We start from the raw sequence: 22094 nt of genomic DNA, 5'->3' as shown, positions 1-22094 counted from the left end.
TGGCAATTAACTACTACAATTTTTCATGCCTGCGCTAGATTGGCAGGTGAGCCATTATCACCGAGTCGCTTCAAGGCTCTTGGCTTATAGCTTTGTTTGCGGTTGGTATCAGCCAAACACACTATTGGAGTAAAGATATTGTCCAGACTCGCTGAATTTCGTGCAGCTGAAAAGGCCCTTCAAGAGCAGCTCAAGCAGCTGGAATCCCTGAAGAACGATGCCGGGCTCAAGAAAGAAATCGAATTCGAAGAAAAGCTCCAGGGGCTGATGAAAACCTACGGCAAGAGCCTGCGCGACATCATCGCCATTCTCGATCCGAACCCGGCCAAATCTGGTCTGCAACAGGCTGCCGCGCCTAAAACCCGCCGCGCTCGCGTGGTCAAGGTTTACCAGAACCCGCACACCGGTGAACTGATTGAAACCAAGGGCGGCAACCACCGCGGTCTTAAAGCCTGGAAGGAACAATACGGTGCTGCCACCGTTGATTCCTGGCTTCGCGGCTAAGCACTCGCGGCGATAAAAAAAGCCCTGCCTAAAGCAGGGCTTTTTCATGGATACCTGTTAAATGCAACGATTTGAATCGATCAACTCGCTACTTGCGGATTAACTTTGTGCTTAATCCCTTTGGGTATCTAAAGATTGCAGAATGCACGACCCTGCGAATCATCAACTAAAGTTTCAAGCTGTTACGAGCCGCCTCAATTTCGTCCTGGCTTGCCTTATAAGCATCAGCCTGCCCCGCGTACGAAAGTACATAAGCCTTATCGGCATCTACCGCCGCGACCAATGTTTGCGACAGCACATGTCGTCCGTTCTGGGTGATGGTGCAGGTAGTTTCCAGCGCCGATAGCCGGCTCAAGGTCGCGGGATGTATTTTGTTGCAGACGCTTTGATAGCCACCCTGAAAGAAGTCCTTCTGCACGGACTTGCGCATCTCCAGCAATACGCCTTGCAAATTCACCTGATGCCCGGTGTCCACAGGAGTCATGGTCAATTCCATGACCATCACCGGCGTGCCGCCCTGGTCGTTTTTCACCGCGCGCTGCCGGGACACCTGAGGCTTGGCGTCATCCGCCGGAACCACTTCGACTTCCCAGCCGTCCGGCCAGGTCACGAGCGGCGCTTCTGCATGGGCACAGGTCATAGCGGATAGCAGCCCCAGCAGAACGAACAGCGATTTACAGGATCGGATCATTGCAATGAACACTCATGGATTGAGCCGTAAAGTCTGAGCCCCGCCCGCCTGTCAGGCAATAGCCGATGGTTTGGGTTTGGTGATGACTGCGCCCTTGCGTATCATTGGCGCCATCGTCAGCCCCACTTATTGTCCGGAGGGCCCATGAGCCTGCACGAATTGAACACCTTCCCAGGCGTGACCGCCCAACCCGATACCGCCACCCAGAAGTTCGTCTTCAACCACACGATGCTCCGGGTGAAGGACATCACCAAATCCCTGGATTTCTACACCCGCATCCTCGGTTTCTCGCTGGTGGAAAAGCGCGATTTTCCGGAAGCCGAGTTCAGCCTGTACTTCCTGGCGCTGGTCGATAAAAACCAGATCCCGGCCGATGCTGCAGCCCGTACTGAATGGATGAAGTCGATCCCCGGCATTCTCGAGCTGACCCACAACCACGGCACCGAAAACGATGCGGATTTCGCCTACCACAACGGCAACACCGACCCGCGCGGCTTCGGCCACATCTGCATCTCGGTGCCGGACATCGTCGCTGCGTGCGAACGTTTCGAAGCCTTGGGCTGCGACTTCCAGAAGCACCTGAACGACGGCCGCATGAAGAGCCTGGCGTTCATCAAGGACCCGGATGCCTACTGGGTTGAAATCATCCAGCCAGCGCCACTGTAAACATCACCACGCCCCTGTAGGAGCCGGCTTGCCGGCGATGGCGCCCGCAAGATCGCCATCGCCAGCAAGCCGGCTCCTACAGGGATCTGCCGCGCATAAAAAAACCCCATGATCACTCATGGGGTTTTGTGTTTTCAGCGCCGTCGTTTAAGCCGGGGCCGATGTCCGGATCAGGTGATCGAATGCGCTCAGGGAAGCCTTGGCGCCCTCGCCCACCGCAATCACGATCTGCTTGTACGGCACAGTGGTCACGTCACCGGCAGCGAATACGCCCGGCAATGAAGTCTCGCCTCGCGCGTCGACGATGATCTCGCCACGCGGCGACAACTCGACCGTGCCTTTGAGCCAGTCGGTGTTCGGCAGCAAACCGATCTGCACGAAGATGCCTTCGAGGCTGATCGTCTTGAACTCACCTGAATCGCGATCCTTGTAGACCAGGCCGCTGACCTTCTGACCGTCACCCTTCACTTCACTGGTCAGCGCGCTGGTGATCACGTCGACGTTAGGCAGGCTGAACAACTTGCGCTGCAACACCGCATCGGCGCGCAGCTTGCTGTCGAACTCCAGCAGCGTAACGTGGCTGACAATACCGGCCAGATCGATCGCCGCCTCAACGCCGGAGTTACCGCCGCCGATCACCGCTACTCGCTTGCCCTTGAACAGCGGGCCGTCGCAGTGCGGGCAGAAACACACGCCTTTGGCTTTGTATTCCTGCTCGCCCGGTACGCCCATTTCACGCCAGCGCGCACCAGTGGCCAGAATCAGCGCCCTGGTTTTCAGGGTGGCGCCGCTTTCGAAGCGGACTTCGTGCAACTCGCCCGGGTTCTTCGCCGGAATCAGCGCAGTGGCCCGTTGCAGATTCATGATGTCGACGTCGTATTGCTTGACGTGTTCTTCGAGCGCACTGGCCAGTTTCGGTCCTTCGGTTTCCTGCACGGAGATGAAGTTTTCGATGGCCATGGTGTCGAGCACCTGCCCACCAAAACGCTCAGCCGCCACACCGGTGCGAATGCCTTTACGGGCCGCATAGATCGCTGCCGCAGCACCGGCAGGGCCACCGCCGACCACCAACACGTCAAAGGCTTCCTTGGCGCTGATCTTCTCGGCCTGGCGTTCGGCACCGCTGGTGTCGATCTTGGCGAGGATCTCTTCCAGGCCCATACGGCCCTGGCCGAAGACTTCGCCATTCAGGTAAATGCTGGGCACGGCCATGATCTTGCGATCATCGACTTCAGCCTGGAACAACGCGCCGTCGATAGCGACGTGGCGAATGTTCGGGTTCAGGACCGCCATCAGGTTCAGCGCCTGGACCACGTCCGGGCAGTTCTGGCAGGACAGCGAGAAGTACGTCTCGAAGCTGAACTCGCCTTTGAGCGAGCGAATCTGTTCGATCACTTCAACACTGGCCTTCGAAGGGTGGCCACCGACTTGCAGCAGGGCCAGCACCAGTGAAGTGAACTCATGGCCCATGGGGATGCCGGCGAAACGCAGGCTGATATCGGCACCCGGGCGGTTGATCGAGAACGATGGCTTGCGTGCGTCGTCACCGTTGTCGATCAAGGTAATTTGTGTCGAAAGACTGGCAACGTCTTTCAGCAGTTCGAGCATTTCCTGGGATTTCGCACCGTCGTCGAGGGAGGCAACGATCTCGATCGGCTGGGTGACCCGTTCCAGGTACGATTTCAACTGGGCTTTAAGATTGGCGTCCAACATACGGGCGATTTCCTTTATTCGTGTCGAAAAAAAACGCCCGAGCGAATCTCGCCCGGGCGTTTTATAGGGCGGTGCAGCTTACTGAGTAGGCGCGGAGTTCCGCCCTGAGGTGCGTGTCACAGACTTAGATCTTGCCGACCAGGTCCAGGGACGGAGCCAGAGTGGCCTCGCCTTCTTTCCACTTGGCTGGGCAAACCTGGCCTGGGTGAGCAGCGACGTACTGAGCGGCCTTGATTTTGCGCAGCAGCTCGGAAGCGTCACGGCCAACGCCGCCGTCGTTCAGTTCAACGATTTTGATCTGGCCTTCAGGGTTGATCACGAAGGTGCCACGGTCAGCCAGGCCAGCGTCTTCGATCAGCACGTCGAAGTTGCGGGAGATGGCGTGGGTCGGGTCGCCGATCATGGTGTACTGGATTTTGCCGATGGCTGGCGAGGTGTTGTGCCAGGCAGCGTGGGCAAAGTGGGTGTCAGTGGAAACGCTGTAGATTTCGACGCCCAGCTTCTGGAATGCGTCGTAGTTGTCAGCCAGGTCTTCCAGCTCGGTTGGGCAAACGAAGGTGAAGTCAGCTGGGTAGAAGAAAACTACGGACCACTTGCCTTTCAGGTCAGCGTCCGAGACTTTTACGAAGTCGCCGTTTTTGAATGCGTCAGCTTTGAAAGGTTTAACTTGGCTGTTGATGATAGGCATCGTTGACTCTCCGTCAGGGGTTAAGAAGTTGATGGGGTGAACTCTACCCACTCGACCGACGGATGGCTCATTGGCAAACTTGATGCTGCTGATGGGTTTTCGCTATTAGCCAGCAGTATTAATAGAAGGAAACGATCTCTACGGAATCTGTAGGAGTGAGCTTGCCCGCGATGGACGTGAACGATAACGCGTGAATCAGATGCCCGGCGGCGTCCTTGAATTTTTCGTCGGAACGCCGCCCGGAGCAGGCTCGCTCCTACATGGGGTCAGCCACTAGCCGGGTCATACCGACGAACGGACTAGCCTCGATATAGCGCATGGCCGACTTCATGTCCTTCCAGCCGACATAGCTCATCAGCGACTTAAGGTCCCAGCCGCTTTGGTGCGCCCAGGTGGCAAAACCACGCCGCAAAGAGTGGCTGGTGTAATGCTCGGCCGATATCCCGGCGCGCTCCAGCGCATGGCGCAACAACGGAATCACGCTATTGGCGTGCAACCCCTCCTCGCTCAGATGCCCCCAGCGGTCGATGCCGCGGAACACCGGCCCGCGCACCAGTGCCGCTTCAGTAATCCAGTTGATGTACGCCTGCACCGGGCACAGGCGCTGCAAGGCCGGAGTCTGATAGGTCTTGCCGAGGTTTTCGCGATCGCTCTTGCTCCGCGGCAGGTACAGGCTGATGCCAGAGCCGGCGCGGGCCTGCACATGCTCGATCTCAACACGGCATAACTCATCGCTGCGGAAACCCCGCCAGAAGCCCAGCAGGATCAGCGCAGTGTCACGTCTTGCCCGCAGAAGCGTCGGTCGGTCGTTAGCGGATTGGGCAGTTAGAAACTCTTGCTCCAGCCAGCTGACCACCTGCTCCAGATGCTGTAGTTGCAGCGGCTCAGCCTGTTTTTCCTGGGCCGGGTGCAACGCGCGAATGCCTTTGAAGACCTTGCGCACCACGGGCGCCTTGGTGGGATCGGCAAACCCCTGGCTGTTGTGCCACTGGGCGAGCGCCGACAGGCGCAACTTCAAGGTGTTGATCGATAACTCAGAGGCATACGCCACCAGATAGCGCGCGACGCTGTCGGCCGTGGCTGGCAGGAACCCGCCCCAGCTCACTTCAAAATGCTCGATGGCCGCGCGATAGCTACGGCGGGTGTTGTCCCGCGTGGCGGCTTGGAGATAACGATCCAGATCACTCATGGCGATGGTTCCTGTAGGAGCGAGCCTGCTCGCGATGGACGTTAACGATGACGGTTGCTGCCTGGATACACGAAGCGCCCTGAAGTTTTTCGCGAGCGAGCTCGCTCCTACAGGGGGTTGGTGTACGGATCAGGCACTGAAAATTCTTCACGGGGCGAGCTCACACTGGGTAATACCAGTATATCCCGTATCAATAACTTACACTTTTTTCGATTTCCACACGCATGGTACACTGCGTACTTTAGTGGTACATACCACAGTACGAAATCGTAGGAGAACACATGGCTCGTGGCGGTATAAACAAAGCAGTGGTTCAAGTGGCGCGCCTGGCAATCCTCGCCCGTGGTGAACACCCGAGCATCGACGCGGTACGCATCGAAATGGGTAACACGGGCTCAAAAACCACCATTCACCGGTATTTGAAGGAGCTGGATGACGGCGTCGAACCCGCAGCCCCCTCCCCCGAACCCATCGATGACGAATTGGCAGGACTGGTCTCGCGCCTGGCGCAGCGCCTCAAGGAACAAGCACAGGAGCCCATCGATCAGGCACGCGCGCAGTTCGAACAACAACGCCAGGCACTGGAAATCCAGCTGACCGACGCGCAAGAAGCCAACAGCGAATTACAGCAACAGTACGAACTGCAAACCCTGGCGCTGACCCAGGAATCCGACACCCTGCAAAATACCGTCTCCATGCTGCAGACCGAGCAAACCCGCAACGCCGGGCTGAACCAGGCGCTCGCGGATTTCGAACTGCGTTTGCAGGACAAGGACGAGCAGATCCGCTCGCTGGAAGAAAAGCACCTGCACGCCCGGGACGCGCTTGAACACTATCGCGATGCCGTCAAAGAACAGCGCGAACAGGAACAGCGACGCCACGAAGGTCAGGTGCAGCAGATTCAGATGGAGTTGCGCCAGGCGCAGCAAAGCGCGCTGGTGCGCCAGGATGAAGTCACCCAGCTACACCGAGACAACGAGCGCCTGCTCACCGAAAACCGCGGCACGCTGCGGGAACTGAGCCTGTTGCAGGAACAGCTCAAACAGACGCACACACGGCAGGATCAATTGCTGGAGCAGGTCAACCGTATCGACAGTGAGCGCACCCTCCTCCAGGAACGCTTGCGCGCAGCGCTGCTGGAAAGCCAGTCACTGAAACAAAGTGTCGAGGAGCAGGCGCAGATCAATAAGGCGCTGGAGGCCAGACTGGCCAAGACCGAGGCAGAACTTGAGGCAAGCACTGTAGGAGCGAGCTTGCTCGCGATGGACGTAAACGATAACGCGTAAAGTCTGATGCCCAGCGGTGTCCTTGAGTTTTTCGCGAGCAGGCTCGCTCCTACAGGGATTTACCGCCGGGCATAGTCGATTACCCCGCCACAGGCGTACGCATGGTGACGAACTCTTCGGCGGCCGTCGGGTGCACGCCGATGGTGTCGTCGAAGTCGCGCTTGGTGGCGCCTGCCTTCAAGGCAATCGCCAGCCCCTGCACGATTTCGCCGGCATCCGGCCCGACCATGTGGCAACCCAACACCTTGTCGGTTTTGCCATCCACCACGAGCTTCATCAGCGTGCGTTCCTGACAGTCGGTCAGGGTCAGCTTCATCGGGCGGAAACGGCTTTCGAAAATCACCACGTCGTGGCCGGCTTCGCGCGCCTCTTCTTCAGTCAGGCCCACAGTGCCGATGTTCGGCAAGCTGAACACCGCCGTCGGGATCATCTTGTAATCCACCGGACGGTACTGCTCAGGCTTGAACAGGCGACGCGCCACCGCCATGCCTTCGGCCAGAGCGACCGGCGTGAGCTGGACCCGACCAATCACATCGCCAAGGGCCAGGATCGACGGCTCGGCGGTCTGGTATTGCTCATCGACCTCGACAAAACCTTTCTTGTCGAGTGTGACACCGGTGTTTTCCAGCCCGAGGTTGTCCAGCATCGGACGCCGACCAGTGGCGTAGAACACACAATCCGCCTCCAGCTCACGACCGTCCTTGAGCGTCGCCTTTAAGCTGCCATCGGCGAGCTTTTCAATGCGCTCGATGTCGGCGTTGAATTGCAGGTCCATGCCACGCTTGCTCAGCTCTTCCTGCAAATGCTTGCGCACTGCACCATCGAAGCCGCGCAGGAACAGGTCGCCGCGATACAGCAAGGTGGTTTCGGCGCCCAAACCATGGAAGATGCCGGCGAATTCGACGGCGATGTAACCGCCACCCACCACCAATACGCGTTTTGGCAGTTCTTTGAGGAAGAACGCCTGGTTGGAGCTGATGGCATGCTCGTGCCCCGGAATCTCCGGAATCTGCGGCCAGCCGCCGGTGGCGATCAGGATGTTCTTCGCGGTGAAGCGCTCGCCATTGATCTCGACGGTATGCGGATCGACGATTTTCGCGTGGCCTTCATGCAGGGTCACACCGCTATTGATCAGCAGGGTGCGATAAATGCCGTTCAGGCGATTGATCTCGCGATCCTTGTTGGATATCAATGTCGCCCAATCGAATTCTGCTTCGCCCAGGGTCCAGCCGAAACCCGACGATTGCTCGAAGTCTTCGGCGAAATGCGCGCCGTAGACCAGCAGTTTCTTTGGTACGCAGCCCACGTTCACGCAGGTGCCACCCAGGTAGCGGCTTTCGGCCACGGCCACTTTCGCGCCGAAACCTGCGGCAAATCGCGCAGCCCGCACACCGCCGGAACCGGCGCCAATCACATAAAGGTCAAAATCGTAGGCCATTTTCAATCTCCTCGGCAGGCCACCAGCATACCCGCCGCCACTGGTTGGGCAAGCGCTGCGCACTATCTGGGGGCGGAAAATGAAAAAGCCACCCGAAGGTGGCTTTTCAATACAAACAAGTCAGGCGCTATCAGTAAGCCTTGCCAGTCTTGTAGAAGTTCTCGAAGCAGAAGTTGGTCGCGTCGATGTAGCCTTCGGCGCCACCGCAGTCGAAACGCTTGCCTTTGAACTTGTAGGCCATGACGCAGCCGTTTTGTGCCTGTTTCATCAGGGCGTCGGTGATCTGGATTTCACCACCCTTGCCTGGCTCGGTCTGTTCGATCAGGTCGAAAATGTCCGGGGTCAGGATGTAGCGACCGATGATGGCCAGGTTCGATGGCGCATCTTCAGGCTTTGGCTTTTCAACCATGCTGTGAACGCGGTAGATGTCGTCACGGATCATCTCGCCAGCAATCACGCCGTACTTGTTGGTTTCCTGCGGGTCGACTTCCTGGATCGCAACGATCGAGCAGCGGAACTGCTTGTACAGCTTGACCATCTGGGTCAGGACGCCGTCGCCTTCGAGGTTGACGCACAGGTCATCCGCCAGTACCACGGCGAACGGTTCGTCACCGATCAGCGGACGACCGGTCAGGATCGCGTGGCCCAGGCCTTTCATTTCGGTCTGACGGGTGTAGGAGAACGAGCACTCGTCGAGCAGTTTACGGATGCCGACCAGGTATTTTTCCTTGTCGGTGCCCTTGATCTGGTTTTCCAGCTCGTAGGAAATGTCGAAGTGGTCTTCCAAAGCGCGCTTGCCGCGACCGGTGACGATGGAGATTTCGGTCAACCCGGCGTCCAGTGCTTCTTCGACGCCGTACTGGATCAGTGGCTTGTTTACCACCGGCAGCATTTCTTTGGGCATGGCTTTAGTCGCTGGCAGGAAGCGAGTACCGTAACCGGCTGCTGGGAACAAGCATTTCTTGATCATATAAGTCCTTGAAAGGGCTGTGTGTACGAGTTTCGGCGCAGTCTAATCAGGCGGCGTGCACCTTACAATGCCCCGCGCTGGCTAACCGATGCCATCATAGAGAAATATTCTCGCGGATAGTTCCGCAGATCGTTCTGGCGCCATTTATAGATAGCAGAAATTCGCAGCATCACTGGCTTATTGCCAACCACGCAATCGCACCACCATACGCCCATCAACCCCCGTTGGGGCATTTGGCGCTATCATGGCGCAATTGAACCAGCCAACGAGGCAGATAGATGTCGGTAGCGAAAAGTGTCAACGGGTTCCTGATCAATCAGGCGAAAGACGGCCAGTGGTGGGTGGACAGCGTAGGCGGCGAGAACATTGCCGGGCCGTTCCCGACCGAGGCGCTGGCGATTGAAGTGGCGTCCGTCCTGGAGCTGGAACATCCGGCCCCGAAACGTCGCGGTAAAGACAAGAGCTGATCTGTCTTGCTCAAGCCCTGCCTGGCGCAGGGCTTTTTTTCGATTGCCGGAAAACGAAGTGGCCTTTCGCTATAACCTTTTGATTCCGGCGCTGTCACAGGCTTAGCCCCTTATCCTGACGACGATCACCCCCATGAATAAAATGTTGCCCTTGTTTGCACTGCTGGCCCTGACCGGCTGCGCCACCTCCGAAACCACCTACCTGAACAACGGCGAGCAAGGCCTGGCCATCGATTGCTCCGGGGAAGCCAATTCCTGGGCGTCCTGCTACGAAAAAGCCGATGCGTCCTGTGCGGGCACCGGCTATCGGATCGTCGGCACCGACGGCACACCTTCGACCAAGGAAAGCGACAAGACCCTGGGCGTTGACGTCGGCAACTACAAGAACCGCAGCGTCGTGGTGGTCTGCAAGTAAGGCGCCCTGCCCTACATGTGAATTTCGGCGAACTTGATCCCGAGACCGCGCACGGTCTCGATCAGATCGTCGAGACGAGCGAAGGATTCGACTTCGTCGTTGTCATCCACCAGGAAGTAACTGCGCCCGGCGCTTTTCTTGAAAAACACGATCCACTCCCCCGAGTTCGCCGGGTTCTGAATCACATGGGTAGCCGCGATAAGACCCTCCTTATGCCGCTCCCGTACCTGCTCTCGCTTCATGCTCGACTCCAGAAATGACAATGCCGCCAAAGCGTTTGCTTTGACGGCATCGATGCTGACGGTCGCCAGTCTATCAGCCGGAGATACACGCGGTGGCGGCGTTGCGCACATCCATGGGGCGCAATGGCACGTTGGAGATGCGCTCATGCAGCTTGATGCTGCTGCCACTGGAACGTTCTTCGATATCGAATACGGCGGCCGGGCCCGAGGAGAACTTTTGCGGCACGATCACCCGTACACCTTCCTTCGGCTGTGGTTCGATTTGCAGGGCACCGCGGCTGCCGGCCAGTTTCTCGGTCAGGCATTGCGCGTATTCATTGGGCTTCTTGCCGGAAATCACGTTCATGGTGGGCAGCGTCTCGTTGATTTCCGAGACACTCGCACAACCACTGATGACTAATGCAAACGGCAAGACCCACGCACCCCACTTCATACTAAACCTCCGATAAAGACCCTCGGACAGCACAAATGCTGGTTTTCTCCGAGGCTCACTGCTTTTATCGCTCATGGCGGTATTGCTCATGGAACGGCGAATAACTGTTTTTAATTGTCAAAGCGAACCTCGACGACCGGATAATAACCCGTCCGGGCTGATAAACTGCGCGCCAATCGCCCTTGCTATCGTTTTGATTTTGTAGAAAAAGCCCTTTTGGAGGCGCCTCATGAAATTTATCCACCAGCGCGAGCACCTCAATGAAGACGATATCGTCGTCATCCAGTGCTCCCAAACGTGCAACATCCGCTTGATGAACGACGCCAACTTCCGCAGCTTCAAGAACGGCGGCCGTCACACTTACCATGGTGGTGCTTTCGACACCTTCCCGGCCCGTATTACTGCACCGAGCACCGGTTTCTGGAACATCACCATCGACACCGTCAACCGTCGGCCGATCAGCGTGACCCGCAAGCCGACCCTGACTCACTCGATCAAGATCATCCGCCGCTCCACCTCGAAACTGAGCTGAGCCGCCCGAATACAGGTAGACATGACCGTGGCCCAAACGACCAAGTACGTCATCAAATACAAACTCAACGGCGAACGCCGCTTCGAATTCGCCCAGCTGGAAAACGGCACCGAAGCGGAAGCCAAAGTCGCGCTGGACGCCATTCATGGCCAGGGCGAAGACGTCATCAGCGACATTACCGTCAGCAAAGCGCTGTAGGACGATTCGGAGCGACAACCGGGATGTCTGCTCCCTCCGCTGAAATTCGACCGCAAGCGCCGGAGTGCCAACACCGCGCATGCTGCCCAGACTGACGACTTTGCCCACCAGCCAAGGAGTCAGGACATGTTTAACGAGCGTACGCTCGATGCACTCGACTGGGACAGTCTTCAGCTTCAGCTCGATCAGGATGGTTGCGCCATTATCCGGTCACTGCTGAGTGCAGCGGAATGTGACGATGTCAGCGCGCTTTACCCGAAACCCGAGCCCTTCCGCTCCCGGGTCGTGATGGCCCGCCACGGTTTCGGCCGCGGCGAGTACAAATACTTCAGCTATCCCTTGCCGGATCTCGTCGCCCGACTGCGCAGTGCGCTCTATCCACGGTTGGTGCCGATCGCCAATCGCTGGTACGAGCAGATAGACCTGCCCATTCGTTTCCCTGAAGAACACCAGGCGTTTCTCGAACGCTGTCATGCCGCCGGTCAGCAGCGACCTACACCGCTGTTGCTGCAATACGGGCCGCAGGACTACAACTGCCTGCATCAGGACCTGTACGGCGAACACGTTTTCCCGCTGCAGGTGGCGATTCTTCTGTCAGCACCGGAGCATGATTTCACTGGCGGTGAGTTTGTCCTGACCGAACAACGCCCACGGATGCAGTCACGCCCTCAGGTCATCGGGCTGAAAAAGGGCGACGCGGTGATCTTTGCCGTCAATCAACGACCGGTCAAAGGCGTTCGTGGCTATTATCGGGTCACGCTCCGGCACGGTGTCAGTCGCCTGCACAGCGGAAAACGTCATACCCTTGGGATCATCTTTCACGATGCGTTATGACGCCATGAACCCGACCACTTTCGACTTGTTTGCCGACGCAGAACCCGAGCAGCAGCCACGGCGCGAACAGATCGGCGAACAGTCCTACGTCTTGCGAGGCTTTGCCCTGCCCTGGCTGGATCAGTTGCTGCCTGCGCTGGAGGCGGTTCTGGCGGCTGCGCCGTTTCGGCAGATGGTCACGCCCGGCGGTTTCACCATGTCGGCAGCAATGAGCAGCTGCGGCACCTGGGGCTGGACCACCGACCGCAGCGGCTATCGTTATACCCGCAACGATCCACGGACCGACGCCCCTTGGCCCGCGATGCCAGACGTGTTTCTCGCCCTCGCCCAGGCGGCGGCGCGAGAAGCCGGTTTTGCTGATTTCTTGCCCGATTCCTGCCTGATTAACCGCTATATCCCCGGTGCAAAGATGTCATTGCATCAGGACAAGGACGAAAAATCCTACGCAGCACCGATTGTTTCGGTGTCGCTGGGTTTGCCCGCCCTTTTTCTGTTCGGCGGTTTCGAGCGCAGCGATAAAAGCCAGCGAGTGCCATTGCTGCATGGCGATATCGTGGTCTGGGGCGGCGTTGATCGCCTGCGGTATCACGGGGTCTTGCCGATCAAGGAGGGCCATCACCCGCGAATGGGCGAGCAACGGATCAACTTCACTTTTCGTACCGCTGAATGAGTCTTCGAATTTGACCGCAAGCCCCGGAGTGCGACGACTCCACCGGCTGGTTAATCTGAATCAAACAGGTCAAAGGACATGCAGCCATGACACGCCAATCAACAACAATCGCCATTGAGAACGATCCCCGCTGGGCCGCCGTCGTCGCCCGTGATCCCCGCGCCGATGGGCAGTTCGTGTATGCGGTGAAAACCACCGGCATCTATTGCCGCCCCAGCAGCCTGGCGCGCTTGCCGAAACCGCAGAATGTCGAGTTCTTCGACACGGCCGAGCAAGCCCAGGCAGCAGGTTACCGCCCGAGCAAACGCGCAGCGAAAGACCAGACCGAGGTCGCCGCGCAACACGCCGCCGCGGTGGCCGCTGCTTGCCGGCAGATCGAGACCGCCGAGCAACTGCCGGCTCTGAGCGAGTTGGCCGAGACCGCGGGCCTCAGCAGCTTTCACTTCCACCGGGTGTTTAAAACCGTCACCGGGCTGACACCCAAGGGTTACGCCACGGCCCATCGCTCACGCAAGGTTCGCCAACACCTGACCGACGGAAGCTCGGTCACGGACGCCCTGTATGACGCCGGTTTCAACTCCAATAGCCGTTTTTATGAAGCGGCAGATCAACTGCTGGGCATGAAGCCCGGTGACTACCGCGCCGAGGGGCAGAACAACGACATTCGGTTTGCCGTCGGCCAGTGTTCGCTGGGGGCGATTCTGGTGGCGCAAAGTGCACGCGGGGTTTGCGCGATTTTGCTGGGTGATGATCCGCACCAATTGGTGTGCGACCTGCAGGATAAATTCCGCCGCGCCAACCTGATTGGCGCCGATCATGAATTCGAGCAATTGATCGCCAAGGTCGTCGGTTTTATCGAAGCCCCGGCCCTGGGCCTGGATTTACCGCTGGATGTTCGCGGTACAGCGTTTCAGGAGCGCGTCTGGCAAGCCCTGCGGGAGATTCCTGTCGGGAGCACCGCCAGCTACGCCGATATCGCCCGACACATCGGCGCACCGAAAGCGGTGCGCGCCGTGGCCCAGGCTTGCGGCGCGAACAGCCTGGCGGTGGCGATTCCATGCCACCGCGTGGTGCGCAGCGACGGCAACCTCTCGGGTTATCGCTGGGGTGTGGAGCGTAAACGCCAGTTGCTGGAGCGTGAGGCGACGTAATCAGCGATTGACGTCGACCACCACCCGGCCGCGCAACTGACCGGCGAGCAGTCGTGGCGCCGCCTCGATGGCTTCACTCAAACCGATTTCGTGGCTGATCAGCGGCAGCAAGGCAAAGTCCAGATCCTTGGCCAGGCGATTCCACGCCAGCACTCGCTTGGCCTTGGGCTGGGTCACGCTGTTGATCCCGGCCAGGGTCACGCCGCGCAAGATGAACGGCGCGACAGAAGCCGGAAAGTCCATGCCTTGCGCCAGGCCACAGGCGGCGACGGTGCCATTGGCCTTGGTGCTGGCGCAGGCGTTGGCCAGGGTGTGGCTGCCGACCGAGTCGATCACGGCCGCCCAACGCTCCTTGGCCAGTGGTTTACCCGGCTCGGACAGCGTGGCGCGGTCGATAATTTCACTGGCGCCCAATTGCTTGAGGTAATCGTGCTCGGAGGTGCGGCCTGTGGACGCAACGACCCGATAGCCAAGCTTGTTCAACAACGCGATGGCGAAACTGCCGACACCGCCGTTGGCGCCCGTGACCAGGACATCGCCCTGCTCCGGCGTCACGCCGTTATGCTCCAGCGCCAGAATGCTCAGCATCGCCGTGTAACCCGCAGTGCCGATGGCCATGGCCTGGGCGGCGGTGAACTCCCGGGGCAATGGAATCAGCCAGTCGCCGTTCAGACGGGCCTTCTGTGCCAGCCCGCCCCAATGCCCTTCACCGACGCCCCAGCCGTTGAGTACGACCTGATCACCGACCTTGTAGTCCGCATGCCCGCTGCTTTCGACGGTACCCGCGAGATCGATGCCCGGCACCATCGGGAATTTTCGTACGACCGGGCTGCTGCCGGTAATCGCCAGGCCATCCTTGAAGTTCAGCGTGCTGTACGCCACCCGCACCGTCACATCGCCCTCGGGCAGTTGATCGTCATTGATCTCTTGCAGTGTCGCCCGGTAACCGCTGTCGTCTTTGTCGATCAAAATGCCCTGGAACATGACTGTCTCCTGCTGATTCACTGATTGTGGTGCAGTTGAAATAACACACGGCAACATTTTGTCGTACCCGACTTTAAGCCAACCGACCACAACACTTCCCCATGCAAAAACTCCATTGGTCTTGCGCCCGTCATTGCTGGTACAACTTCCCCACTACCGTCCCTGCCCTGTTTTGACGTCGGAGCACCTTGCAAATGAGCCAATGGCCAGACACCCGAATTCTTGATCTGCTTGGGATCGAACTGCCGATCATCCAGGCCCCGATGGCCGGCGCCACCGGCACGGCCATGGTCATAGAGGCGAGCAACGCCGGTGGCCTGGGCTCGATGCCCGCGGCCATGTTGACCCTCGAACAATTGCGCGCGGACTTGAAGACGATTCGCCAACAGACCCAGCGCCCGATCAACGTCAATTTTTTCTGCCATCAACCGCCAGCCCCCGACGAGCAACGCGCCCGGGACTGGAAGAACCTGCTGGAACCTTACTACCGGGAACTGGGCGTGGATTTCGATGCGCCGACACCGGTGTCCAATCGTGCGCCGTTCGACAACGCAACCTGCGAAGTCGTCGAAGAACTTCGTCCCGAAGTGGTGAGCTTTCACTTTGGCCTGCCGGAAAAATCCCTGCTGGACCGCGTGAAGGCAACCGGGGCCAAAGTGCTGTCTTCCGCCACGACCGTCGAAGAAGCCATCTGGCTGGAGGAGCATGGCTGTGACGCGATCATTGCCATGGGCTACGAAGCCGGCGGCCATCGCGGCATGTTTCTCAGCGACGACCTGAGCAGTCAGGTGGGCATTTTCGCGTTGATCCCACAGATCGTTGATGCGGTGAAAGTGCCGGTGATTGCCGCCGGCGGTATCGCCGATGCACGTGGCGTCGCAGCGGCCTTTTTGTTGGGTGCATCGGCCGTGCAGGTCGGTACGGCGTATCTGTTCACGCCGGAGGCCAAGGTCAGCGCTTCCCACCACAAGGCATTGCGCACCGCCAAGGAAAGCGAGACGGCCGTCACTAACCTGTTCACCGGCCGCCCGGCGCGGGGCATTTTGAATCGGGTGATGCGAGAACTGGGGCCGATGAGCGACAAGGCCCCTGCTTTCCCGTTGGCCGGTGGCGCGTTGATGCCGCTGCGAGCGAAAGGCGAAGCGGATTTCAGCAACCTCTGGGCCGGTCAGGCGTTTACGCTGGGGGTTGAGATGAGTACGGCTGAGTTGACCCGAAGCCTGGCTGAAGAAGGGTTGGCCAAACTGCTTCGTCGCTAAAAAACACCCCTGTAGCAGTCGGCAACGGCTGCTGCAGGAGGGGCAACCGCAACAACGCACATCCCGCACATTCCGTTTGCAGGCAATTCGCTATATATTCCGCTATATAGCGTTTTCACCCCCTCGCTGTACCTGCCTTCCACGGAGCCGTTTCATGACCATTCGTGCCTCACGTTTTGCCCCCTCCTGTCTGGCGAGCCTGCTCGCTGTGTTTGCCATCGGCGCTGCCCAGGCAGACGAAGTCCAGGTCGCCGTCGCGGCCAACTTCACCGCGCCGATCCAGGCCATCGCCGCTGATTTCGAGAAAGACACCGGACACAAACTGGTCACCTCCTTTGGTGCAACCGGCCAGTTCTACACGCAGATCAAGAATGGCGCGCCGTTCGAAGTGTTCCTCTCGGCAGACGACGCCACCCCGCAAAAACTCGAAACCGAAGGCGACACCGTCAAAGGCTCGCGCTTCACCTACGCTGTGGGCACCCTGGCGCTGTGGTCGGCCAAGGACGGTTACGTCGACGGCAAGGGCAAAGTGCTGAGCGACAACCAGTATCAGCACCTGTCGATCGCCAACCCGAAAGCCGCACCTTATGGCCTCGCCGCCACCCAGGTACTGGCCAAGCTGGGCTTGACCGACAAGGTCAAAGAAAAGATCGTCGAAGGCCAGAACATCACTCAGGCTTACCAATTCGTTTCCACCGGCAACGCAGAACTGGGCTTCGTCGCCTTGTCGCAGATCTACAAAGACGGCAAAGTCACCAGCGGTTCGGCGTGGATCGTTCCCGCCGAGATGCATGACCCGATCAAACAAGACGCGGTGATCCTCAACAAAGGCAAGGACAACCCGGCCGCCAAGGCGCTGGTTGACTACCTCAAGGGGCCAAAAGCTGCCGCTGTCATCAAATCCTACGGTTACCAACTCTAAATGACGCTATCGAGTGCCGACTTTTCCGCGATCTGGCTGACCCTGAAACTGGCGTCCCTGACGACCGTCATCCTGCTGATCATCGGCACTCCGATTGCGTTATGGCTGTCGCGCACCCAGTCCTGGTTGCGCGGCCCGGTCGGGGCGATCGTCGCCCTGCCCCTGGTGCTGCCGCCCACGGTGATTGGTTTTTATCTGTTGCTGGCGCTTGGTCCCAACGGCTTTATCGGCCACTTCACCCAGTCATTGGGGCTCGGCACCCTGACCTTCAGTTTTGCCGGGTTGGTGATCGGGTCGGTGCTTTACTCGATGCCGTTCGTGGTCCAGCCGCTGCAAAACGCTTTTTCCGCAATTGGCATCCGCCCACTGGAAGTGGCCGCGACCTTGCGCGCCAATCCCTGGGACACTTTTTTCAGCGTGATCCTGCCACTGGCCCGACCGGGTTTCATCACCGCCGCGATTCTCGGCTTCGCCCACACCGTCGGTGAGTTCGGCGTGGTGCTGATGATCGGCGGCAACATTCCCGACAAGACCCGCGTGGTCTCGGTGCAAATCTACGATCACGTCGAAGCCATGGAGTACGCCCAGGCCCACTGGCTGGCCGGGGCGATGCTGGTGTTCTCGTTTGCCGTGTTGCTGGCGCTCTACTCCAGCCGAAAAACCAAAGCGGGCTGGAGCTGATCGATGATTCATGCGCGTTTGAAATTGAGCTATTCGGGGTTTGCCCTCGACGTCGAGCTGCAATTGCCGGGGCGTGGCGTCACCGCTCTGTATGGCCATTCCGGCTCGGGCAAGACCACCTGCCTGCGCTGCATCGCCGGTCTGGAACGGGCTGAACAGGGCTTTATTCAGGTCAATGATGAAGTCTGGCAGGACAGCGACAGGAACATTTTCGTCGCACCGCACAAACGCGCGCTCGGTTATGTTTTTCAGGAAGCCAGTTTGTTTCCGCACCTGTCGGTGCTGGCGAACCTGCAGTTCGGGCTTAAGCGAATTCCCAAGCCACAGCGCCGGGTCGACATGGCCCATGCGACTGAACTGCTGGGCATCGGCCATTTGCTCGATCGCCATCCGCAGAACCTTTCCGGCGGCGAACGCCAGCGCATCGGCATCGCCCGCGCCCTGCTCACCAGCCCGAAGCTGTTGCTGATGGACGAACCATTGGCCGCGCTGGATGCGCAACGTAAAGGTGAAATCCTGCCGTACCTGCAACGGCTGCACGATGAGCTGGACATTCCGGTGCTGTACGTCAGTCATTCCCAGGATGAAGTGGCGCGACTGGCCGATCACATCGTCCTGCTCAGCAATGGCAAGGCGCTGGCCAGCGGCCCTATCGGCGAAACACTCGCGCGTCTCGATTTGCCGTTGGCCTTGGGCGATGACGCCGGCGTGGTGATCGAGGGCAATGTCAGCGCCTATGACGCCGACTATCAGCTTCTGACCCTGCAACTGCCGGCGAGCGCGCTGAATATTCGCGTGACGCACACGCCAATGGAAACCGGCCAGGCCCTTCGCTGCAAGGTTCAGGCGCGGGATGTCAGCCTGAGCCTGCACAGCGCCGAGCAAAGCAGCATCCTCAATCGTCTGCCGGTTACCGTGATCAGTGAAATGGGCGCGGACAACGCCGCCCATGTGCTGATCCGCCTGGACGCAGCAGGCACGCCACTGTTGGCGCGGATCACCCGCTACTCCCGGGATCAGTTGAACGTGCACCCCGGCCAGCAACTCTGGGCGCAGATCAAGGCGGTGGCGGTGCTGGCGTAAATCCGCCGGCACGTCTGCAACGGCACGCGGTCAATGGCTGTAACGGCCCCTGATCGCCAAGGATTACCGCCATGTCCGATATCGCATTGCCCGATGTGCTGCCGCCCGACCTGCACTATGTCGACGACACCCAGCCCGGCATCACCCGCAAAAAACTGCGCGGCAAGTTCTGCTACTTCGACTCCACGGGTCAGCGCATCACGGATCTGGACGAAATCAAGCGTATCAACGCCCTCGCCGTACCCCCGGCCTACATCGATGTCTGGATCTGCGCCGACCCGCGCGGCCATCTGCAAGCCACCGGCCGTGATGCCCGGGGGCGCAAACAATACCGTTATCACACGCGCTGGCGGGAGGTCCGCGATGCCGATAAATACTCGCGCCTGCGCGACTTCGGAATGGCTTTGCCGAAACTGCGCAGACAGCTTGAAGCCCTGCTGGCGGCGCCGGGGTTCAGCCGCGACAAGGTCATGGCGACGGTAATTACCTTGCTCGACGCGACCCTGATTCGTGTCGGCAACACTCAATATGCGCGGGACAACCGCTCCTATGGGCTGACCACCCTGCGCAACCGTCACGTCGAGATCAACGGCAGTGCGATCAAATTCCAGTTCCGTGGCAAGAGCGGCGTCGAACACCAGATCACCGTGAAGGACCGGCGCCTGGCGCGGATCATCAAACGCTGCCAGGAGATTCCCGGGCAGAACCTGTTTCAGTACCTGGATGAAAACGGTGAGCGGCACACCGTCAGCTCCTCCGACGTGAACGCTTACCTGCAAACCCTCACCGGCGCCGACTTTACCGCCAAGGATTACCGCACCTGGGCCGGCAGCGCACTGGCGCTGGCGGTGTTGCGCAAATTGCAGTGGGAGCCCGAATCGGACGCCAAGCGCCATGTGGTGGAAATGGTCAAGGACGTCGCGCGGCAGCTCGGCAATACCCCGGCGGTCTGTCGCAAGTGCTACATCCACCCGGCGGTGCTCGAAGGTTTTCTGCTGGGGGCCCTGGCCGAACTGCCTCGCCCCAGAACCCGCAAAGGCCTCAGGGCCGAGGAAGTCGCGCTGGCGATGTATCTGGAACGGATGATCGAAGCCGCTCAACCGACGAACTGACCCGCCCATTTTTTGCATGATCAGCAAGGGCTTCTATAGTTGTTGTGACAGAAATTAGCCCGGTGAAGCCATGGAAGACATTTTCGTTGTGAAGCGCTGCAACAAGATCATCATTCATGGCCGCCGTGCCGGGGAAAGCGGTCATCAACCACCGGACGCCGCCGTCTGGTATCGCATCGCCGACACGCGCACCCACGGTTTTATCGGCGACGGTTTTGATCGTGAGGAAGACGCCAGGAGCGTCTGTCATCAACTCAATGCCCGATCACAAGTGACGGCCCGACAAGGTTGAAGTCCGGGTCTATACTGAAATGGCTGAAGGACCAGCGACCCCATCGGCAGAAAGCTCGCTCCATGCGGGCTTTTTGTTGCCATTTGCCAGGTTTCTTCAACGGAGGTGTCCGCCATGTCCGAAAAAGAGTCCATCACCACCCTGCTGACCCTGCTTGATTCCCGCCAGGCCCGTCTGGCTGCGGCGTGCAAGGAAATCGCCGACTGGGTCGATCACCAAGGCGGACACCCGACCGCCCTGAGAATTCGTGATCGCCTGAACGACATCGAAAAGGACACGCCCCTGATCCGCAACACGCTGTCCTCGCTCAAACCGGTCGACCGGCCACTGCCACGGTTCAGATGATCCGGACAACGGACACGGCAACACGGTCTGATTCAGGACGCATGAACGGCGACGTTTTCGTCACCGGGTGCGTCCTTGCCTGATGATCCATTGCGCAACACCGACCCGGCCTGACGCCGGGATTTTTTTTCCGGCCATTTCACGCGCTGTTCACAACCCAGGCCGTACTGTGGACCCACTCCTTTTTATGAATCCCTTGGCCCGCCCGCATGCGGGCCTCTTTTTGCCTGCCAGCCGGGCACCGAACGTCACCGCCTGCGTGAGGTCGAACGATTACACGTCACGAAGGAGGCGTCTGATGGTTACTCACTTCAAAGTTAGCGGGCACCTGGCCTGCGGCCACAAAGGCAAAACGCTCACCTCGACCACCGAACTGGCCCGGGTGAAATGCAGAAGCTGCCGTAACACCGATGCATTCAAGGATGCACGCAAGGATCAGCGTAACGCTGCCCGACGCGCCGCACGCAAAGCCAAAGCCACGCACACCGCCAATGACTGGCGCGCCGCATGGGTCGAGCGACTGACCGCAATGGCCGGGTTGCAACGATTGCCACGTGGCTTTACCGGCCAACCCTTTGTTTAACTGACGGGATCGGCGGTTGCGAAGCCCTTTTTCTCAGCCGCCAGCCCCATGATTTCACGCAAGGACATCCGCTTGAATGCCTCGACCAGGCTGCGCCCTTCTTCCGGTGCGCAAGAGATGGCCAGGCGCATGGTCGCTTCACCCAGGTGCCAGATCAAAAAAGCCGAAGCCTGAACCTCCCCGGCAGCACGACCCGGATACACCCTCATCATCACATCGGCCAACAGCCCGCCGGCAATCCGGCTTTCCTGAAGTTCCAGCGCCATGAGCTGTTTGTCGGCCTGCATGCCAGACCAGATATCGCGCATCGCCGGTGACGCCAGAACAATCTCGTAATACTCATCGAGCAGCGCGGAAAAGGCTGCGTTCAAACCTGGCGCGTCTTCAACCGCCGCCAGCGCCTCCTCGATACAGTGCCGGCTTTCGGCGTTGTAACGCTCGGCCAAGGTCTGGATGACCGAGCTCTTGTCAGGGAAATACTGATAAAGCGACCCGATCGAAATCTCGCAGCGTTCGGCGATTTCACTCATCTTGAGTTGGTCGCTGCCCTTGCTCGCAATCAACTGCGTCGCCACCGCCAGAATTCGCTCCTGACGCTCGCGGCTTCTTTGCTGCGTAGGATTGCGCCGGACTGGCTCAACGACGACTTCGGGAGTTTTCCTGGGCATGGGCGCGGTCTCCACTCAATAACATGACATAGGCTCACCTTAGCACTGCCCGTACGTCGGTTTCATCGCTTCCTTCGG

Annotated in this window: 28 protein-coding genes; 18 read left to right on the top strand and 10 right to left on the bottom strand. The window is 59.2% G+C overall.

The window, feature by feature from the left end; all coding sequences use genetic code 11:
• Positions 1 to 138 precede the first annotated feature (138 nt).
• Positions 139 to 504, top strand: a complete 366-nt coding sequence (locus tag ACF6ZU_RS25530) for a histone-like nucleoid-structuring protein, MvaT/MvaU family (protein WP_008075430.1) — start codon at positions 139 to 141, stop codon at positions 502 to 504.
• A gap of 166 nt (positions 505 to 670) precedes the next feature.
• Here the strand turns inward: ACF6ZU_RS25530 and ACF6ZU_RS25525 are convergent, their stop codons facing one another.
• Positions 671 to 1195, bottom strand: a complete 525-nt coding sequence (locus ACF6ZU_RS25525) for a DUF4946 domain-containing protein (protein WP_392888137.1) — start codon at positions 1193 to 1195, stop codon at positions 671 to 673.
• Positions 1196 to 1339: 144 nt separating this feature from the next.
• Between ACF6ZU_RS25525 and gloA the strand changes: the two genes are divergently transcribed.
• Positions 1340 to 1861: a lactoylglutathione lyase gene (gene gloA, locus ACF6ZU_RS25520; RefSeq protein ID WP_392888135.1), complete on the top strand. Its 522-nt coding sequence runs from the start codon at positions 1340 to 1342 to the stop codon at positions 1859 to 1861.
• Between the two features lie 147 nt (positions 1862 to 2008).
• On the opposite strand, the gene ahpF is transcribed toward gloA, so the two are convergent.
• From ahpF to ACF6ZU_RS25505, 3 genes are all read right to left on the bottom strand, one after another.
• Positions 2009 to 3574 (bottom strand): alkyl hydroperoxide reductase subunit F, encoded by a 1566-nt coding sequence (ahpF, locus tag ACF6ZU_RS25515; RefSeq protein ID WP_392888134.1) that lies wholly within the window; start codon positions 3572 to 3574, stop codon positions 2009 to 2011.
• A 124-nt stretch (positions 3575 to 3698) separates the two neighbouring features.
• Positions 3699 to 4262 (bottom strand): alkyl hydroperoxide reductase subunit C, encoded by a 564-nt coding sequence (ahpC, locus tag ACF6ZU_RS25510; protein ID WP_010460707.1) that lies wholly within the window; start codon positions 4260 to 4262, stop codon positions 3699 to 3701.
• A 256-nt stretch (positions 4263 to 4518) separates the two neighbouring features.
• The gene (locus tag ACF6ZU_RS25505; RefSeq protein WP_392888132.1) at positions 4519 to 5451 is read right to left on the bottom strand and encodes a site-specific integrase; all 933 of its coding nucleotides are present in this window, start codon (positions 5449 to 5451) and stop codon (positions 4519 to 4521) included.
• A gap of 281 nt (positions 5452 to 5732) precedes the next feature.
• On the opposite strand from ACF6ZU_RS25505, the gene ACF6ZU_RS25500 reads away from it, so the two are divergent.
• Positions 5733 to 6737 (top strand): DNA-binding protein, encoded by a 1005-nt coding sequence (locus ACF6ZU_RS25500; protein WP_392888131.1) that lies wholly within the window; start codon positions 5733 to 5735, stop codon positions 6735 to 6737.
• A 79-nt stretch (positions 6738 to 6816) separates the two neighbouring features.
• Here the strand turns inward: ACF6ZU_RS25500 and gorA are convergent, their stop codons facing one another.
• Both gorA and galU read right to left on the bottom strand, forming a co-directional pair.
• On the bottom strand, positions 6817 to 8175 hold the full coding sequence (gene gorA / locus ACF6ZU_RS25495) for a glutathione-disulfide reductase (RefSeq protein ID WP_392888129.1): 1359 nt from the start codon (positions 8173 to 8175) through the stop codon (positions 6817 to 6819).
• 130 nt (positions 8176 to 8305) lie between these two features.
• Positions 8306 to 9145 (bottom strand): UTP--glucose-1-phosphate uridylyltransferase GalU, encoded by an 840-nt coding sequence (gene galU, locus ACF6ZU_RS25490; protein WP_003182953.1) that lies wholly within the window; start codon positions 9143 to 9145, stop codon positions 8306 to 8308.
• A gap of 278 nt (positions 9146 to 9423) precedes the next feature.
• On the opposite strand from galU, the gene ACF6ZU_RS25485 reads away from it, so the two are divergent.
• Positions 9424 to 9612 (top strand): hypothetical protein, encoded by a 189-nt coding sequence (locus ACF6ZU_RS25485; RefSeq protein WP_084323334.1) that lies wholly within the window; start codon positions 9424 to 9426, stop codon positions 9610 to 9612.
• Between the two features lie 133 nt (positions 9613 to 9745).
• A complete protein-coding gene (locus tag ACF6ZU_RS25480; protein ID WP_392888125.1) occupies positions 9746 to 10027 on the top strand; it encodes a hypothetical protein in 282 nt (93 codons plus the stop codon).
• An 11-nt stretch (positions 10028 to 10038) separates the two neighbouring features.
• Here the strand turns inward: ACF6ZU_RS25480 and ACF6ZU_RS25475 are convergent, their stop codons facing one another.
• Both ACF6ZU_RS25475 and ACF6ZU_RS25470 read right to left on the bottom strand, forming a co-directional pair.
• Entirely contained in the window at positions 10039 to 10269 is a 231-nt protein-coding gene (locus ACF6ZU_RS25475; protein ID WP_392888123.1) for a hypothetical protein, read from the bottom strand.
• A gap of 73 nt (positions 10270 to 10342) precedes the next feature.
• The gene (locus ACF6ZU_RS25470; protein ID WP_392888121.1) at positions 10343 to 10702 is read right to left on the bottom strand and encodes a hypothetical protein; all 360 of its coding nucleotides are present in this window, start codon (positions 10700 to 10702) and stop codon (positions 10343 to 10345) included.
• A 229-nt stretch (positions 10703 to 10931) separates the two neighbouring features.
• Here ACF6ZU_RS25470 and ACF6ZU_RS25465 point away from each other — a divergent pair, with 229 nt between their 5' ends.
• The 5 genes from ACF6ZU_RS25465 to ada all read left to right on the top strand — a co-directional run bounded on the left by ACF6ZU_RS25465 (position 10932) and on the right by ada (position 14087).
• Positions 10932 to 11234 (top strand): DUF1883 domain-containing protein, encoded by a 303-nt coding sequence (locus ACF6ZU_RS25465; RefSeq protein WP_392888119.1) that lies wholly within the window; start codon positions 10932 to 10934, stop codon positions 11232 to 11234.
• A 21-nt stretch (positions 11235 to 11255) separates the two neighbouring features.
• The gene (locus ACF6ZU_RS25460; RefSeq protein ID WP_392888118.1) at positions 11256 to 11432 is read left to right on the top strand and encodes a hypothetical protein; all 177 of its coding nucleotides are present in this window, start codon (positions 11256 to 11258) and stop codon (positions 11430 to 11432) included.
• Between the two features lie 126 nt (positions 11433 to 11558).
• Positions 11559 to 12266 carry a 2OG-Fe(II) oxygenase gene (locus ACF6ZU_RS25455; protein ID WP_392888115.1) on the top strand — a complete coding sequence of 236 codons (708 nt, stop codon included), beginning with the start codon at positions 11559 to 11561 and terminating at the stop codon, positions 12264 to 12266.
• Positions 12256 to 12936 carry a DNA oxidative demethylase AlkB gene (alkB, locus tag ACF6ZU_RS25450; protein WP_392888113.1) on the top strand — a complete coding sequence of 227 codons (681 nt, stop codon included), beginning with the start codon at positions 12256 to 12258 and terminating at the stop codon, positions 12934 to 12936. Before ACF6ZU_RS25455 ends, alkB begins: the two co-directional genes overlap by 11 nt.
• Positions 12937 to 13022: 86 nt before the next feature.
• Positions 13023 to 14087 (top strand): bifunctional DNA-binding transcriptional regulator/O6-methylguanine-DNA methyltransferase Ada, encoded by a 1065-nt coding sequence (gene ada / locus ACF6ZU_RS25445; RefSeq protein ID WP_392888111.1) that lies wholly within the window; start codon positions 13023 to 13025, stop codon positions 14085 to 14087.
• Here ada and ACF6ZU_RS25440 read toward each other — a convergent pair whose 3' ends face one another.
• Entirely contained in the window at positions 14088 to 15071 is a 984-nt protein-coding gene (locus tag ACF6ZU_RS25440; RefSeq protein ID WP_392888109.1) for an MDR family oxidoreductase, read from the bottom strand.
• 194 nt (positions 15072 to 15265) lie between these two features.
• Between ACF6ZU_RS25440 and ACF6ZU_RS25435 the strand changes: the two genes are divergently transcribed.
• From ACF6ZU_RS25435 to ACF6ZU_RS25400, 8 genes are all read left to right on the top strand, one after another.
• Positions 15266 to 16330 carry an NAD(P)H-dependent flavin oxidoreductase gene (locus ACF6ZU_RS25435; RefSeq protein ID WP_392888107.1) on the top strand — a complete coding sequence of 355 codons (1065 nt, stop codon included), beginning with the start codon at positions 15266 to 15268 and terminating at the stop codon, positions 16328 to 16330.
• Positions 16331 to 16484: 154 nt separating this feature from the next.
• Positions 16485 to 17252 (top strand): molybdate ABC transporter substrate-binding protein, encoded by a 768-nt coding sequence (gene modA, locus ACF6ZU_RS25430; RefSeq protein WP_392888105.1) that lies wholly within the window; start codon positions 16485 to 16487, stop codon positions 17250 to 17252.
• Entirely contained in the window at positions 17253 to 17933 is a 681-nt protein-coding gene (gene modB, locus ACF6ZU_RS25425) for a molybdate ABC transporter permease subunit (protein WP_392888103.1), read from the top strand.
• Between the two features lie 3 nt (positions 17934 to 17936).
• A complete protein-coding gene (gene modC, locus ACF6ZU_RS25420; protein WP_392888101.1) occupies positions 17937 to 19016 on the top strand; it encodes a molybdenum ABC transporter ATP-binding protein in 1080 nt (359 codons plus the stop codon).
• Between the two features lie 71 nt (positions 19017 to 19087).
• Positions 19088 to 20128, top strand: coding sequence for a DNA topoisomerase IB (locus ACF6ZU_RS25415; RefSeq protein ID WP_392888099.1), 1041 nt, complete (start codon positions 19088 to 19090; stop codon positions 20126 to 20128).
• 70 nt (positions 20129 to 20198) lie between these two features.
• Positions 20199 to 20420 (top strand): hypothetical protein, encoded by a 222-nt coding sequence (locus ACF6ZU_RS25410; RefSeq protein ID WP_392888097.1) that lies wholly within the window; start codon positions 20199 to 20201, stop codon positions 20418 to 20420.
• Positions 20421 to 20534: 114 nt separating this feature from the next.
• Positions 20535 to 20765 carry a hypothetical protein gene (locus tag ACF6ZU_RS25405; RefSeq protein ID WP_140671772.1) on the top strand — a complete coding sequence of 77 codons (231 nt, stop codon included), beginning with the start codon at positions 20535 to 20537 and terminating at the stop codon, positions 20763 to 20765.
• A gap of 298 nt (positions 20766 to 21063) precedes the next feature.
• A complete protein-coding gene (locus ACF6ZU_RS25400; protein WP_392888095.1) occupies positions 21064 to 21348 on the top strand; it encodes a hypothetical protein in 285 nt (94 codons plus the stop codon).
• Here ACF6ZU_RS25400 and ACF6ZU_RS25395 read toward each other — a convergent pair.
• Positions 21345 to 22016: a TetR/AcrR family transcriptional regulator gene (locus tag ACF6ZU_RS25395; RefSeq protein ID WP_392893928.1), complete on the bottom strand. Its 672-nt coding sequence runs from the start codon at positions 22014 to 22016 to the stop codon at positions 21345 to 21347. The genes ACF6ZU_RS25400 and ACF6ZU_RS25395 overlap by 4 nt on opposite strands.
• Positions 22017 to 22094: the final 78 nt, after the last annotated feature.

It is taken from the genome of Pseudomonas migulae, from assembly GCF_043225285.1.
Lineage (GTDB): Bacteria > Pseudomonadota > Gammaproteobacteria > Pseudomonadales > Pseudomonadaceae > Aquipseudomonas > Aquipseudomonas migulae_C.
The sequence above is the reverse complement of the archived record's forward strand: the minus strand, read 5'-3'. Positions and strand labels throughout refer to the sequence as shown.

Coding starts and splice junctions, on each gene's coding strand:
- ACF6ZU_RS25465 (WP_392888119.1), top strand. CDS start 10,932: ATGAAATTTATCCACCAGCGCGAGCACCTCAATGAAGACGATATCGTC.
- ACF6ZU_RS25500 (WP_392888131.1), top strand. CDS start 5,733: ATGGCTCGTGGCGGTATAAACAAAGCAGTGGTTCAAGTGGCGCGCCTG.
- ACF6ZU_RS25480 (WP_392888125.1), top strand. CDS start 9,746: ATGAATAAAATGTTGCCCTTGTTTGCACTGCTGGCCCTGACCGGCTGC.
- galU (WP_003182953.1), bottom strand. CDS start 9,145: ATGATCAAGAAATGCTTGTTCCCAGCAGCCGGTTACGGTACTCGCTTC.
- ahpC (WP_010460707.1), bottom strand. CDS start 4,262: ATGCCTATCATCAACAGCCAAGTTAAACCTTTCAAAGCTGACGCATTC.
- ACF6ZU_RS25440 (WP_392888109.1), bottom strand. CDS start 15,071: ATGTTCCAGGGCATTTTGATCGACAAAGACGACAGCGGTTACCGGGCG.
- ACF6ZU_RS25460 (WP_392888118.1), top strand. CDS start 11,256: ATGACCGTGGCCCAAACGACCAAGTACGTCATCAAATACAAACTCAAC.
- alkB (WP_392888113.1), top strand. CDS start 12,256: ATGCGTTATGACGCCATGAACCCGACCACTTTCGACTTGTTTGCCGAC.
- ACF6ZU_RS25400 (WP_392888095.1), top strand. CDS start 21,064: ATGGTTACTCACTTCAAAGTTAGCGGGCACCTGGCCTGCGGCCACAAA.
- ACF6ZU_RS25505 (WP_392888132.1), bottom strand. CDS start 5,451: ATGAGTGATCTGGATCGTTATCTCCAAGCCGCCACGCGGGACAACACC.
- modB (WP_392888103.1), top strand. CDS start 17,253: ATGACGCTATCGAGTGCCGACTTTTCCGCGATCTGGCTGACCCTGAAA.
- ahpF (WP_392888134.1), bottom strand. CDS start 3,574: ATGTTGGACGCCAATCTTAAAGCCCAGTTGAAATCGTACCTGGAACGG.
- ACF6ZU_RS25485 (WP_084323334.1), top strand. CDS start 9,424: ATGTCGGTAGCGAAAAGTGTCAACGGGTTCCTGATCAATCAGGCGAAA.
- ACF6ZU_RS25405 (WP_140671772.1), top strand. CDS start 20,535: ATGTCCGAAAAAGAGTCCATCACCACCCTGCTGACCCTGCTTGATTCC.
- ada (WP_392888111.1), top strand. CDS start 13,023: ATGACACGCCAATCAACAACAATCGCCATTGAGAACGATCCCCGCTGG.
- modC (WP_392888101.1), top strand. CDS start 17,937: ATGATTCATGCGCGTTTGAAATTGAGCTATTCGGGGTTTGCCCTCGAC.
- ACF6ZU_RS25410 (WP_392888097.1), top strand. CDS start 20,199: ATGGAAGACATTTTCGTTGTGAAGCGCTGCAACAAGATCATCATTCAT.
- ACF6ZU_RS25475 (WP_392888123.1), bottom strand. CDS start 10,269: ATGAAGCGAGAGCAGGTACGGGAGCGGCATAAGGAGGGTCTTATCGCG.
- modA (WP_392888105.1), top strand. CDS start 16,485: ATGACCATTCGTGCCTCACGTTTTGCCCCCTCCTGTCTGGCGAGCCTG.
- ACF6ZU_RS25470 (WP_392888121.1), bottom strand. CDS start 10,702: ATGAAGTGGGGTGCGTGGGTCTTGCCGTTTGCATTAGTCATCAGTGGT.
- ACF6ZU_RS25395 (WP_392893928.1), bottom strand. CDS start 22,016: ATGCCCAGGAAAACTCCCGAAGTCGTCGTTGAGCCAGTCCGGCGCAAT.
- ACF6ZU_RS25525 (WP_392888137.1), bottom strand. CDS start 1,195: ATGATCCGATCCTGTAAATCGCTGTTCGTTCTGCTGGGGCTGCTATCC.
- gloA (WP_392888135.1), top strand. CDS start 1,340: ATGAGCCTGCACGAATTGAACACCTTCCCAGGCGTGACCGCCCAACCC.
- ACF6ZU_RS25455 (WP_392888115.1), top strand. CDS start 11,559: ATGTTTAACGAGCGTACGCTCGATGCACTCGACTGGGACAGTCTTCAG.
- ACF6ZU_RS25415 (WP_392888099.1), top strand. CDS start 19,088: ATGTCCGATATCGCATTGCCCGATGTGCTGCCGCCCGACCTGCACTAT.
- ACF6ZU_RS25435 (WP_392888107.1), top strand. CDS start 15,266: ATGAGCCAATGGCCAGACACCCGAATTCTTGATCTGCTTGGGATCGAA.
- gorA (WP_392888129.1), bottom strand. CDS start 8,175: ATGGCCTACGATTTTGACCTTTATGTGATTGGCGCCGGTTCCGGCGGT.